The 14,321-nt window shown below is 31.3% G+C and carries 13 protein-coding genes and 1 riboswitch; all 13 genes read right to left on the reverse strand.

The genetic code is table 11. From position 1 onward, the window contains the following. Positions 1–90 precede the first annotated feature (90 nt). Positions 91–1,395, reverse strand: a complete 1,305-nt coding sequence (gene grdB, locus B3040_RS15890) for a glycine reductase complex selenoprotein B (RefSeq protein WP_291575291.1) — start codon at positions 1,393–1,395, stop codon at positions 91–93. A 94-nt stretch (positions 1,396–1,489) separates the two neighbouring features. Then, the gene (grdA, locus tag B3040_RS15895; protein WP_082206847.1) at positions 1,490–1,957 is read right to left on the reverse strand and encodes a glycine/sarcosine/betaine reductase complex selenoprotein A; all 468 of its coding nucleotides are present in this window, start codon (positions 1,955–1,957) and stop codon (positions 1,490–1,492) included. A gap of 54 nt (positions 1,958–2,011) precedes the next feature. Beyond that, the gene (locus tag B3040_RS15900) at positions 2,012–3,298 is read right to left on the reverse strand and encodes a glycine/sarcosine/betaine reductase component B subunit (RefSeq protein ID WP_291575296.1); all 1,287 of its coding nucleotides are present in this window, start codon (positions 3,296–3,298) and stop codon (positions 2,012–2,014) included. Positions 3,299–3,382: 84 nt separating this feature from the next. Continuing rightward, entirely contained in the window at positions 3,383–3,712 is a 330-nt protein-coding gene (locus B3040_RS15905) for a thioredoxin family protein (RefSeq protein WP_021281494.1), read from the reverse strand. A 92-nt stretch (positions 3,713–3,804) separates the two neighbouring features. Next, the gene (trxB, locus tag B3040_RS15910; protein WP_017416818.1) at positions 3,805–4,731 is read right to left on the reverse strand and encodes a thioredoxin-disulfide reductase; all 927 of its coding nucleotides are present in this window, start codon (positions 4,729–4,731) and stop codon (positions 3,805–3,807) included. A gap of 13 nt (positions 4,732–4,744) precedes the next feature. Further along, complete coding sequence (locus B3040_RS15915; RefSeq protein ID WP_291575304.1) at positions 4,745–5,122, reverse strand: GrdX family protein; 378 nt, start codon at positions 5,120–5,122, stop codon at positions 4,745–4,747. Between the two features lie 114 nt (positions 5,123–5,236). Beyond that, positions 5,237–5,351: riboswitch (glycine riboswitch) on the reverse strand. 372 nt (positions 5,352–5,723) lie between these two features. Then, entirely contained in the window at positions 5,724–6,575 is an 852-nt protein-coding gene (locus B3040_RS15920; protein ID WP_291575306.1) for a DegV family protein, read from the reverse strand. 13 nt (positions 6,576–6,588) lie between these two features. Then, positions 6,589–7,056 (reverse strand): tRNA (cytidine(34)-2'-O)-methyltransferase, encoded by a 468-nt coding sequence (locus tag B3040_RS15925; RefSeq protein WP_291575308.1) that lies wholly within the window; start codon positions 7,054–7,056, stop codon positions 6,589–6,591. Between the two features lie 136 nt (positions 7,057–7,192). Continuing rightward, positions 7,193–8,029 (reverse strand): Cof-type HAD-IIB family hydrolase, encoded by an 837-nt coding sequence (locus B3040_RS15930; RefSeq protein WP_291575314.1) that lies wholly within the window; start codon positions 8,027–8,029, stop codon positions 7,193–7,195. A 10-nt stretch (positions 8,030–8,039) separates the two neighbouring features. Then, complete coding sequence (locus B3040_RS15935) at positions 8,040–10,406, reverse strand: transglutaminase-like domain-containing protein (protein WP_291575316.1); 2,367 nt, start codon at positions 10,404–10,406, stop codon at positions 8,040–8,042. Positions 10,407–10,430: 24 nt separating this feature from the next. Then, a complete protein-coding gene (locus B3040_RS15940) occupies positions 10,431–11,600 on the reverse strand; it encodes a DUF58 domain-containing protein (RefSeq protein ID WP_291575318.1) in 1,170 nt (389 codons plus the stop codon). Next, positions 11,593–12,543, reverse strand: coding sequence for an AAA family ATPase (locus B3040_RS15945; RefSeq protein ID WP_291575320.1), 951 nt, complete (start codon positions 12,541–12,543; stop codon positions 11,593–11,595). The genes B3040_RS15940 and B3040_RS15945 overlap by 8 nt, the downstream gene beginning before the upstream one ends. A 298-nt stretch (positions 12,544–12,841) precedes the next feature. Then, positions 12,842–14,176, reverse strand: coding sequence for a VanW family protein (locus tag B3040_RS15950; protein ID WP_291575322.1), 1,335 nt, complete (start codon positions 14,174–14,176; stop codon positions 12,842–12,844). Between the last annotated feature and the right edge of the window lie 145 nt (positions 14,177–14,321).

Below are 14,321 nucleotides of genomic sequence, written 5' to 3' on the forward strand. Positions count from 1 at the left end.
GTGCACCTAATAACTTTAATAAACAATTAGGGAACTTATGGTTCCCTAATTATTTATTATATTTTAAATTAAGATTTTATAGTTTATAAACTATTCAAAAATCTTTTGTCCATCTACTGGAGTTTCTAATGCTTTAAGAGCTCTCTCAACTAGCTTTCTTCTTAATGCATATTCATCTTCCTTGCTTAATGCAGGGTTTCCTAGTGGATGAGGAATTGCTATTGTTGGAAGTATTCTATTTGCTCCAACTGTTAGTGAAACTGGAGTAATTGTACACATGTGTACTACAGGTAATCCAGCTCTTTCTATTTCTTTAACTAGCGTTGCACCGCAACGTGTACAAGTTCCTCATGTAGAAGTTAGTATAACAGCATCTACACCGTCTGCTATTAACTCTTGAGCAGCGAAAGCACCATACTTCTTTGAAGAAGCAACAGCTGTTCCGTTTCCTACAGTTGAATAGAAGTATCTGTGTAATTTACCTATTTTACCTTCTTTTTCCATATTTCTTAATACGTCAACTGGAATAACTCTATCTGGATCTTCGTTAGCATAAACAGGATCGTGACCACCGTGTGCTGTTTCAAAGTTTTCAGATGTTAAATCATCTATTCCTTCAATGTCGTATTTACCAATTTTAGAAGCTGAAGAAGATTCTATGTGGTCTGGATTTCCTTTTGGAACAATACCACCAGAAGTAACTATAGCAATTGTTGCTTTAGTTATATCTACTATTGGAGCATTTGGCTCTACTCTATCGAAGTCAGGCATTTTAAACTCTGTTACAAACTCTTCACCTTTTAACTTCTTAACAAGCATGTCAACAGCTCTCTTAGATCCTCTTTCTGTAGCAAAGTAGTTCTTTCTGATACCTCTTTCGATGTATCCTTCTTCTGCTGGAGAACCTATTTCTTCATTTCTCATTAATTTAGTTGCTAATGCTGCAATTTTTGGTAGAGCATCTCTCATACCAACTGCACTGTTTCTAGTTGATACTATATGTACTTCTTTCTTGTACATATCAGCACCTGGGTTTTCTATATACATAGCTGTTAAAACTGGAATGTTTAATTCTTCTTTAACAGTTTTGCATATATCTCCGCAAGCTACACCGTATCTTCCAGCGTTAAAAGCAGGTCCAGCTATAAATAAGTCTGGGCTGTACTTTTTAACCATTTCTAATACTTCTTTTTGAGCTTCTTCTGTGTTCTCAGCATAGTAAGAGTCTCCGCATATAACAGTTGCAACTATTTCTGCACCCTCTTTTTGTAGTAAACCATTTAATCCCATTCCTGGTCCTACGAAACCTTCACGAACTTCTGGTTTAATATGTGCTTGTTCTTCTCCGCCTATTCCAGCGTAGAACTGGTTTATATAATGAACAATTTTTAACATGCGTTTTTCCCCCTTTCATGGGAATTGACCTACAGAAAGGTTAGATTCCTTCAGATCAATTATTATTTCAATTTATAATTTATCTATTTGCAAATTAAAGATATTTACAATGTTGATCTCTTACAGTCTTAACTTCTTTAATTATTTCTTCAACGTCAAGAACCATTTCCATCATTCCACATTGCTCATCGTAAACTGTTTCATCACACTCATCTTTAATTTCTGGCTCAACAACGTGGAAAACTGATAATCCTAAAGCAACGCCTGCTAAAGGACCAGCAAATGTTGGGTCTCCTGCTGCTACTGTTTCAGCTGATAATCCAGAAGCTTCTGGCTCAGCTCCACCGATAACAATTACCATGTTTTCAGCGCCATATTTATCTGTTAAATCTTTAACTCTTTGTTGGATCTCCAGATCCATTGCACCTGCAGCTGTTCACACGAAGCATTCTGTTGATGCGAATACTACGTCTGCTCCTGCTGATTTTAAACAAGCTTCAATAGCTGGTCCTGGTATTCCGTCTCTATCGCCTATACAAATGGCTTTTTTTCCTTGTAACATAATTCTATCTCCTTTTTATAAGAAATTTATATTTCCTTGTATAATAGTTTTATTTTAGTATCCTTTTGCTGTTAAGTAGTTAAATCCTACTTCACTTGTAGCTCCAGTAATAACTTGGATTTCAGCTTCAATGCTTCCATCTTCTCTTAAACTTCCTACGTGTCCTCCAGCAATGATATCCGCAGCTTCGATGTGTCCAATGATTTTTTTCATAGCTGGTAATATAACAACTTCATTAGCGTTTCCACCAGTTACTACAGCATCTCCTTTTGGAGTTGAGTCAGCTAATGATTGAGACATTCCATCTTGTCCTGCATACTCATCAGTTACTAGTACGGTTTTTATTCCTTTAGCAGTTACTTTGTTACAGTTCATAACTAAGTCGGCATCTGGATTTCCAAAACCTTCCTCAGATATTATAACAGCATCTGCTCCCATGAATTCAACTAATTTAGCAACCATGTTTGAAGATCTTTCTTTATCTGCAAGGTACACGTTTTCGTTTGTGATTACCACACCTAAGAAGTTGTAATCTTTTCCATGTCTCTCATATAAATCTGTAATTATTGGATGATTCATATGAACATAAGTTGGGTTCTTGTCACAAGCAGATACACAGTTTCCGCTTACAACAGCTCCATCAAATACCTCTGTAGGGTAAATAATTGTTGGTATTATTTTCTTAGCATCTACACCATAAACATATGTATCATGTAGTAAGCCTTGAGTTTGAAGCATGTAAACATAAACTACTTTTGGTAATTCTGGGTATTGTTTTACTTGCTCTAAAAGTGGTAATGTTTCGAAAGTTTTAACTTCATCTGGTTCAACATTTTTACCAGCTTTTCCAAGATAAGTAGCCGCTTTAAATCCTATCATTCTTACAGCTTCTTCATGATCATGTTGGTGTATTCCTTCTTTTGGCTCACAAATAATTACTAAGTTATTTGTTTTTGAGAATGGTGTATATTTAGCACCTTCTCCGCACATGTCAACGATACCTTCTTGGAATCCAACGATTTTTCCAGTAGTAACTACTGCAGCTCCCTTTAATACATGAGTTCTTCCTGATCCTACTGTATCAACTTTGTTGATGAAACCTGGGAATATTCCACCATTTCCTTCAACTTTTACTCTTGGTTCAATTACGTCCTTAACAGGAATTATTCTAACTTCCTCACCTGGTTTTGCTATGTCAAAATCTATGCTAGCAACTCTTTCATCTCCAGATACTTCTTTTAGTAATTCCTCTTTGTTTACATAAAGAACTCCATTCTCAACTTTTGTTTCTGGTCCGAATTGAAGATCTTTTATTATAATGTTTCCAATCTCTAGACGCAAAACATTCACCTCCTAGAATATATGGGTTTATTTAAGTTTATTAAAAGACGGGAGGTATATCCTCCTCGTCTTATAAGCATTTAATTATACTGTTTCGTAGTATGATTTAATAAAGTTTTCGATATCATCTAGTGTAGCAATCTTATCTGGAGTAATTGTAGCAACACACTCTCCACCATTGTATATTTTCATTGTTGGAAGCCCTAAAACTTTTTGTCCAATTGCCACTCTTCTAGCTCCACCAATATTTAAGCTAGCAAATTTAATTTTATCGCTGTATTTTGATTCTAAACCATGAACTCCTGGCATTAATTCGATACAAATTTCACATTTGTCTCCCCAAAAATCTACGAATACTGGTTTATCACTTTGAAGAACTTCAGCTTCAAAATTGTCTTTGTTTAATTCTAACATTGTAATTACCTACCTTTCATAACATAATTGCATAGTTTACCTAATGCTTATATTTTCCATAATTATTACTGTTTAATCAGTAACTTGAAATTTTAGTGTAAGTTTCCTTCTATATAATGCTCTGCATTTGTAGCAGCAATAGCTCCATCAGCAGCAGCAGTTATAACTTGTCTTAATGATTTTTCTCTAACATCTCCAGCTGCAAAAACCCCTGGTATATTAGTTCTCATTTCTTCATCAGTAATGATGTCTCCTCTTTCAGTCATTGTAATTTTACCTTTAAACAATTCTGAAATAGGTAAATATCCAACGAATACAAAACATCCATTTACAGGTAATTCGCTTTCTTCACCTGTTTTAACATTTTTAATAACTAAAGATTCTAATATTTCTTCTCCTTTAGCTTCTAGAGGAACTGAATCCCATATGAATTTGATTTTTGGATTGTTGAAAGCTTTTTCTTGAAGAGATTTAGCAGCTCTTAAAGAATCTCTTCTATGAATTACTGTTACTGTCTCACCAAATTTTGCAAGATATATAGCTTCAGTTATTGCAGAGTCTCCTCCACCAATAACAGCTATATCTAAATCTGTAAAGAAGTCAGCATCACATGTTGCACAGTATGATACTCCTTTTCCTCTTAACTCGATTTCATTCTTAAATCCACCAAGTCTTGGAGTAGCACCAGTTGCAATAATGATAGTTTTAGCTTGGTACTCACCTTTTCTACATTTTATAACTTTTACATCGCCTTCAAGTTGAACTTCTACAACTTCATCTTTAACAAATTCAGTTCCGAATTCTTCTGCTTGTTTTCTCATTCTTTGGCTTAATGAAGTTCCAGTACAATCTTCAATTGAACCTGGATAGTTTTCTAGTTCATCAGTAGTAGTTGCTTGACCACCGTATTTCGCTCTTTCAATTATTAACGTTTTCATTCTTGATCTTGCAGCATATAATCCAGCTGATAATCCTGCAGGACCTCCACCAATTATTATAGTATCAAAAATTTGTGACATGTGTATTACCTCCTTAATTTATAGCATGGTCTATTAGATCTGAATCTATTAGTTGAAAATCTAATAATATTTTTTCACTCCAATTAGGAGTTCTAAAATCCTTTAAAAATTTTTCTGTAGTTACTATGGAATTCTCTATGAACTCCAGGGATTGTAAGTCTAAATGTTGTAACTTTTCTTGAGAAACGCAAACAGTTCTGTAAGGTGTTTCATTAGGTTTTACACTACCCATTAGAGGATGTGTTAACAGCTTATGTCCCATATGTATAAAATCTCTAACTTTTTTTAATACTTCCATAGCTGGTCCATCCAAATAAATAACTTCATACTTATTATGAAATTTCTCTACTGACATTGGATTGTTTGTTACTATGAATAAGGGTTCTATCATAAAAACACCTCCTTTTACGCACAAAAAAACATATGACCAAAGTTGCCTTTGCCATATGCCCTGTATTTGAACCTGAGAGTTTTGCTCCTTCGGTGCTTTCGCTTTCCAGAGTTATGTCCATTTGCGGTCCTTTTGCCTGAGAGTTTCGTGATTATTTGGCTAAATAATCACTTGCTTCTTCGGCTATCTTTTGCATATTTGGCAACAGATTATCTCCCGAAAATATCATCCATTAGAATATTCAATTAACTTACAACGTAAGTATACAGTATTCTAATTTAAATTTCTACATAATTTTTAATTTTTTCTATTTGATTTCTCTATAGTTGTTATAAAAATATCAATCCTTTAATATTATTTGAAAAATAATAACATAATTTAAAATATTTCTAAACAATTTAAATATAATTATATAGAATCTAGGGCATTTATCTATTAAATTTTATACCTTAATAGTTTTAAATTGTTATATACTTTTTATTCCTTATTTGCAAAAAATAATTTAGCTTCTTAGTATAAAAGAGGTTCTTATATACTAAGAAGCTTTTTAATTTAATATACTTACACATAATAATATATAATAATTTCACAGCACCAAATCTTATGGGTTTTGAAGGAAAAATATTCCACAAGCATTTCTACCTGAATGTGTACCTACTACACATCCTACTTCTGCTTCCACATATTTAATTTCTTTTTCACTTAAATAGTTTTTAATCCCTTGCAACACTTCCATATTCTCTTTATCTGCAGCAGCATTCAAAACTAAGGGGCTTATTTCCTCTGAAATTCCTGTGTTTTCCAAATATTCGAGTATACATCTTAAAGCCTTTTTACTTCCTCTAACCTTATCTTTTACGGTCATTTCGCCATGTTCTACAGCTAAATTAAGTTTAATACCTAATAACCCACCTATAACTCCTTGAGCTTTAGAAAGCCTCCCCCCCTTAACTAAGTTATCTAATGATTCAAAGTTCAGAGTACTTTTAATTCTAGGGATCGTATTTTCTAATTCTTTACATATCTCTTCCGGGCTATAGTTTTCCTCCATTAACTTACAGCCTTTTAAGACTAACATACCAAGACCACAAGTTACATTTTGTGAATCTATAACATGAATTTTTTCACTAGCTAGCATCCCTTTTGCAATAAGAGCTGACTGAAAAGTTCCACTCATTTTAGAGGATAAGTGTATAGAAATTATAGTGTATCCTTCTTCAATGTATTTATTATAGATTTCTAAAAATTTTCCTGGAGTTATTTGACTTGTTTTTGGTGGTTCACTAGACTTTTCCATTTTCTCTAAAAATTCTTCCAGAGTTATATCAACACCATCTAGGTAAGTGGAATTATCTATTGTAACCGATAGAGGAATTACCTCAATATTTTTTTCTTCAACTAACTGTCTAGGCAAATCACAGGTACTATCAGTAATAATTTTAATTTTTTTCATTAATCCTCCACCTTTACTTCATATTTGGAAAATCTATCTGCCTAAGGGCTTCATATGCTATTAGAGCTACTGTATTAGAAAGATTTAAGGATCTTGAAGTAGTATTAATCATAGGAACTTTTATTAGAGTTTCAATATTTTCATTTCTAATATAATCAGGCAACCCCTTAGACTCTCTTCCAAAAACTAAGAAATCTCCTTCCTTGAATGCTGCTTCATGATAGTACTTTTCTCCCTTCGTGCTACAAAAATAAAAAGTACTATTTTTATATTTTTCTCTTAAATCCTCATAAGATTCATGAATTTCCAATTGAAGATGAGGCCAATAATCTAATCCTGCACGTTTTATTTCCTTTTCATCTAAACTAAATCCTAAGGGTTTAATTAAATGTAATTTGCAATCTGTTAGTACGCATGTTCTACCAATGTTTCCAGTATTCTGTGGAATTTCCGGTTGAAATAATACTATATTTAAATTCATAGTGCTACCTCCTAAAGAATTATCGTTTAGGATTATAATACTCTAATTAATGTATTTAGTAAAGTTAGTATTAAATTCATACCCCTATCGAGCCTACTATTAATTAGATAATTCTTTATATAAGTATTACAAAAACTTAAATACTATGATAATTTATTATGTAATTCTCAAGAACCTCAGCTACTCCATCTTCATCATTTGTACTTGTTACATAATCTGCAGCCTTTTTTATTTCATCATTGCTATTTCCCATAGCTACTCCTAATCCTGCAAACTTTATCATTGATAAATCATTTTCATTATCACCAATACATATAATTTCCTCTGGAGAAAAACCATAAAACTCTGATAATATTTCCACACCTCTCCCCTTAGATGTATCCCTACACATAACTTCAAAATTATTGTTGTGAGAGCTCACTACTTCTACTGAGCTAATTTTTCTTAACTCCCTCTTGGCTTGAGCTACTTTATGCAAATCATCGTCAACTGCTACAGCTTTTATAATTTCTAATTCATTATCTTGGAACACCTTTTCCCATTGGTCTGTAATTTTTATAGCAACCTGATTTTCCTTTTCTAACTTTTTGTTTTCCTCATTGTAATATGCAGAAAAGTATATTAGCTTTTCTGTATATATACTATCAGAGGTAAAGAAATGAGGCACGATGCCATATTTCTTAAATACCGAAAATATTATCTTACAATTTTCATAACCTAAAACAGACTTATATATAACTTCATCTCTATCTTTTTCACGAATGTAAGCACCATTAGAAGCAATAATAGGAGCTTTAACCCCTATTATCTCTCCATAATATTTAGCAGAAGTAAAGATTCTCCCAGTACAAATTGCAATCTTAACTCCTAACTTATGACTTTTTTCAATAGCTTCAAGGTTTCTTTGGCTTACATTCTTCTTAGAGTCAAGTAAAGTCCCATCCATATCTATACAAACTAATTTATAACTCATATTTTCCTCCTTAGTTAAAACCAAAATATTTCTTCATATAATATACTATCCTTTTATCTTTAGCTTTTAAATAATCCTCAATAAATTCAATATGGCTGTTTTTTTCTACTGTATTTCTAACAATACCTCCATAGAACTCTTCATAGGATAGCTTTACTAGAGTTAATACCCTTTCTTTAAGTTCTAAGTCTTTAAGACTATTGATAAATTCCAAATCCCCTAAACTATCTGGTTTTACAACCCCAGCAGTTTCCAATCTATCCATATAGTATTCGTAAAGTGGAATTATACTTGAGGATGCCAATATATTTTTTACCCCTTTTCTAAAACTTAATACCCTATACAATACATATAATAAGATTGTTGTAGGTATGGCTACTCCAGAAAATAATTTGTAATCAAGATTATATAATAAACTAACTGAGGTATCATCTCCAAATTCTTCTTCCATGGGATTTCTCTTATTTGGTTTTTCTTTGTTACCATTATTGTTATTATTATTTGAAGGTGTTTTTTCCTCGTCATTACTATTTGTGTTATTCAAAGCCTCGAATTCCGTAGGTGTCGGAGATGGGTCTACCACAATCCATAAATCCTTCTCTGGATTTATTAAAATTTCACACCAGGCATGTGCCTCTGCATTTGTTACAATATACTTACCTTCACTGTCCATCTTATCTGGAGTTTTGAATCCCTGAACGTATCTTGCTGGAATTCCTGCAATTCTACACAATATGGTAGTTGCTGAAGCAAAATAAGTACAATATCCTTTTTTCTCTTCAAGCAAGAAGTATGAAACAAAATCTTTATCTTCTGGCATTTCTGATACCTGTAGAGTATATGGATAATTTTTTGTGAGATAGTTTCTTATAGCTAAAGCTTTTTCGTAATTAGTTAACTTGTTTATATCCTTTCCAGTACCAGTTAAAATCTTATTTAATAAATCATACACTTGAGAAGAAATTCCTGTATCTAGTTGTAGATAACTTTCATAGTTATCTAAAATATTACTTAACTGACTTTTGTCATAGTTATTTAATTCTATTGAATCAATTCTTTTTTCATAATTTAGGTAAGGTTCGCTTTCTTCTCTAATTGGTAACTTATAATTTTCTTCCTTTATAGAAACTGATGAAGGTCGATTTTGAATACCCTCAACATAATTTTCATATTCCTTGTAGCTAAAAAACTTAACCATATATGGATTTCTAATGTCCACATCATTGATAAAAGTAGGTACTTTAGTATAAAAAACACCTTTGTAATCACTTATTACATCAAATCCGTTATTAGGAATAAAGAAAGAAGTTGAGTTTAAGTTACTTGTAGGAAATATTTCTATTTCTTTAGCTGAAGCACTAATAACCCCATTTGATTCACCTTCTCCAATAGCTTTGAGACCAGACCTTTCAAAGTCATAATCCTCATACTTAGGTAAAGGTGCTTCTCCAGTGTTTAACCAATAATTTTTAGAATAGTAATCCTTAACTGTACCTTTAAGGTAATAAGGTCTATCACTTTTCACTTTAAATACTTCTTTTCTGTCCAATGTTATTGGCCCACCTAACTTTACCTCTGTATCATTGTAACCAGATTGATTTAAATCAAATTCACCTAAAAGCGCATTTTTCAGGTTACCTATTCCTCGTTTAGGCGCAAACTTATTTTGAAATGAATCAGTAAGTTCTTTAATGTTTCTACCACTATAGTCCTGAGGAAGAATTGATGTTACTCTAACAATAACTAGCGTAATAACAATAGAATAAACAAAAATGTGCCTCATACTCAGACTAACTTTAATTTCCTTACTCTCAAACTCCTTTAATTTTCTTAGGAAGGAAGTCAAAGCGAAGGTAGCTAAAGATACTCCTAGAAAGTAATAAATATTTTTTATAACTGCTGTGTATAAAATTGTGTACCAAAATGAAACCATAACTAACAAATTGAACACAATAATACTATTTCTCCAAAAGTTATTCAAAACTATTAATAGAGAAACAAGTGCCGGAATTAAAACAAAAAATATTTTCTTATACTGATAAAAATAGGTAGGTTTATCCCTTAGCAAGGCAGCATTAATATCTAAAATATTATTAATAAAATCTTTTATAACATATACCGATATAAAATCTCTGTATTTGTACAATAAAATTGAAATTATAGCTAGTACCACAACTGTAAAAACTAATTTGTAAATCTTTTCATCCAAAATAAAGGTATAGAATAAATAAATTAGTATACCGAACATTACAAGCAAGGTAACAATAACATAATCGAAATCTTCAATTCTGAAGCTTTCTTTAAGTAATTTTAAAAATACTATGAAGTTTATTAATACAATAAATACGGAAATCATTTTTTCCTTAAGTCTATCCATAATCTCACCTAATTTCTTTTACGATTATTGAGAGCTATTCCCATTTATTAACTCTAAGATACTATAGCACTTAACACCTGCTGCAACTAACACATTAATATCCTCAATTATGCCTAAAGCTTGGCTATAGTAAAAAAGATTAATATCATATCCTTTGCTTTTCAAATCAATAAACTCATTTTTATTTTCATCCGTTATATCTGGAGTAACTATAGCAATATAACTTCTCCTGTTCACATTGTTCAAGTTTCCATGGATAAAATCGATAAAACTTCCTTGACCTTCACTTTTGTGAGTTAGTAGGAATTCCATTAATCCACTAAATTGTTCTTTAGTGTCAATATCAAATTTTTTATAGTCATTTCCACAAATAAACACCTTGGATCTAACACCTTCAGATATCATTTTATTTAATAAAGATACGGAAAAATCTACTAATAGTTCTTCTTTAGTGCCATCCTTATCAAAGTAGAAGCTATCTCTTCTCATATCTAAAAACAAATTACATTGGATTCCTGAAACGTAATCGTAATTTTTCACATATAAATCCCCATGTTTCGCACTAAGTTTCCAGTGAACTCTTTTTAAACTATCCCCGATTCTATACTCTCTAATATCTTTTATCAAGGTTAAATCTTCAACTTTACTCTCATTACTAAGCCTATTTTCTAGCTTTTCACTTCCTCCTAAAAACAAAGCCTTTAGCTGATATATTCTTGGATAAACTTTAATTCCTGCATTATTCTTATATTTTTTCGTATGATTAAAAACTCCAAAAATATCACTTGTTTTTATAGTAGTAATTCCAAAATCATATATTCCTCTTTTTCTGAATACTACATCCTTTTTTAAGAACTTACTACTATTAAGATTAAGAAAAAAAGCATCCCCATGATATTTCCTCAACAAATCCTCAAAGGTATCATTGACTACTTCTATGTATGCTACTGGAATTATTGAATCATTACTTATCTTGAGACTTATATCTTGAGTATCCCCTACACTAAATTCATGTCCCTTACATTTTATTTCTGAATTTATATGTTTACTTGTAAAGTAAACATATAGTACTCCTAAAAATAACACAAGAAACAAAGAATAAAATACAGCATAAGGTAAGTTTCCTCCTGATATTTTAGCAAAACCTAAGGCTATCACCGTTGTTAGAACAAAGGTTTTTTTAATCTTAATCATGTTTCATCACCTTTGGAACAGGTATTGTACGAAGAACTTCTGAAATAATAGCATCACTATCATTCCTATTAGCTCTTGCACTAGATGTTGGTATAATTCTATGACTTAAAACTAGTTTTACGTTTTCTTTAATGTCTTCAGGAATAACATAATCTCTCCCTTTTATAAGTGCTGTAGCTTGAGAGATTCTTTGTAATGCTAGAGATGCTCTAGTACTTCCTCCAAGAGCTAAACTCTTATTGTGTCTCGTTGCATTAATTATACTAATAATATACTTATTTAAATCATTGTTAATGTGAACTTTTCTTACTGCTTTCTGTAACTCTATTATATCCTCACTTGAAGCCACCGCTGTAAGTGTGTCTAATGGTTCTTCTTCTTTATAAATATTCAAAATTGATACTTCATCAGTTTCACTTGGGTAACCAATTTTCACTTTTATCATAAATCTATCTAGTTGTGCTTCTGGTAGAGGAAATGTCCCCTCATATTCTATAGGATTTTGTGTAGCCATTACAATAAAAGGTCTATTGAGAACATAAGTATTTACGCCTTCTGAAACTTGTTTTTCCTCCATAACCTCTAAAAGGGCTGATTGTGTTTTAGGTGAAGTTCTGTTAATTTCATCTGCTAATATTATATTAGCAAAAATAGGTCCTTTTCTGAACTCAAACTCACCACTTTTAGCATTATATATAGATACCCCAATAATGTCCGATGGCAGCAAATCTGGCGTAAACTGTACCCTACTAAAGGTGAGATTTAAACTTTTAGTTATAGCTTTAATTAAAGTAGTTTTACCAACCCCTGGCACATCTTCAATTAAAATATGACCATCAGCTATTAACCCCTTCATAATATTATAAATTTCACTTCTTTTTCCTATAATAACCTTTTCCACATTGTTAACTATTCTCTCTACTAGTTCTAAGTTATTATTCATTGAAACCCCATCCCTTCAATATTCTCTCTTATAAATCTAAATCTTTAACTTTTGATTCATAATTTTAAAAAACTTGAAATGTATACAATTAACTTAATATTAGTAAAAACATATATTAGCATTATCACATTTCCCCTGAAATAATCATACCATAATTTCTAACAATTGTAATTATTTCCTTATAATCCTTTTAATTTTTCTAAAATTTTCACATGCTAATTCTCCCAATTAGCATAAAAAACAAACTGCCGACAAGCAATTTTGCCAGGAGTTTGTTTTTAAGCTTAAAACTATTTTCTTAATTCCCCATTCTCACGAGTTTATCTCTGCCCTTATACTTACTAGTTGATACGAGCTCTTTTTTTAACATCTTACCTCCAACATAAGTAGTTCTATATACCTCTACTACATAGGACGCTTTACCTTCTTTTTCTACAATCATTTCACCATTAGTCAAACTTTCATCATGTGTTATATTTATTTTAGGCTCTATAGTTTTGATAATTTTGCTTTCTATGTTATACAAATTCCCTGTTAAATCCACATTGGAATAAAAATTAAAACTCACCACTGAGTTATTTACAACACCTTCAATATAAACGGGAAAATCTGTATCATTCATAAATCTCAAGTCTGAATATCCATAATATATCATTGCATCTTGACCTAAAGGTACATAAGCAATAGGCAGACTGTGATTTTTTCTTTCAACTACAGTAAGTTCACTTCTTATAACAGTGTTATACAAAGTTGTTGATACCTGACAAATCCCACCTCCTATGTCCTCTGCAAAATCATTTCCAAGAATGACTTTTGCGCTTTCATACCCCTTATCAACAGTAGTTTTACCTACAATTTTATTAAAGCTAAAGGTATCTCCAGGCATTAGGAGAGTGCCATTTATTGTTTCTGTTGCTATCTTTATGTTATTAACTCTTGATTTTGAGGAATTATAAAAAGAAGTGCTAAAGGAACTAATCTTAGTATCTATAGCTTTCAATTCTCTCTCTCTTATTTTAGGAATGTCCTCCTCTATAACCCCTTCAACCATAATTGTTTCTTGTGTATTCTTATTTATTTGTACAATTAGCTCCTTCATGATTCCATAGGTATTCAAATTTCTTCCTATGACTTCTGGAGTTATTTTAAACTCTTCATCTATTTTTTGCACTTTAGCATCTACTGATTTTTTCTCTACTTTTTTCCTCAATTTTTCTATTGCTTTGTTAAATGCAACTTCATCAACCTTCAACTTAATTTGTAGCATAATACTTTCAGGCCATTTGATTAGCTTGTGTTTTCTAAAAAAATTCAGGTTTTTACCATAACTAAAGGCACTATTTATTTCACTCTCAATATCATAGTTAATGTTAAACTCCTTATAATTTGTCTCATATATTAAATCATCAACCTTAATAACAACTTTATTATTTTCTATATTTTTAGTTGAATTCTCTAACAACTTTTTCTTTGCTTCTATTTTATTTAATCCACCTATACTAATATTATTTACATACACTCCTGGGTATATTAAATTTTCATATTTTTTAACTCTTAAATACATTATAGTGAGTGAATAAATTATAAATATAATTAGTGCTGTTACACCCCATAATAACCATTTTTTCTTCAACCCAATCCCCTCCATAGTAATAAGTATATGAAAAGGAATTCTATTAAATTATAAAATTACTCTACTCCTTTTGGCAAAATTGTGATACCATAATATCAATATATAATATTTAAAATATTTTTTATTTTAAAATAATCAAAAGAGG

It is taken from the genome of Clostridium sp. UBA4548, from assembly GCF_002387895.1.
GTDB lineage: Bacteria > Bacillota > Clostridia > Clostridiales > Clostridiaceae > Clostridium_J.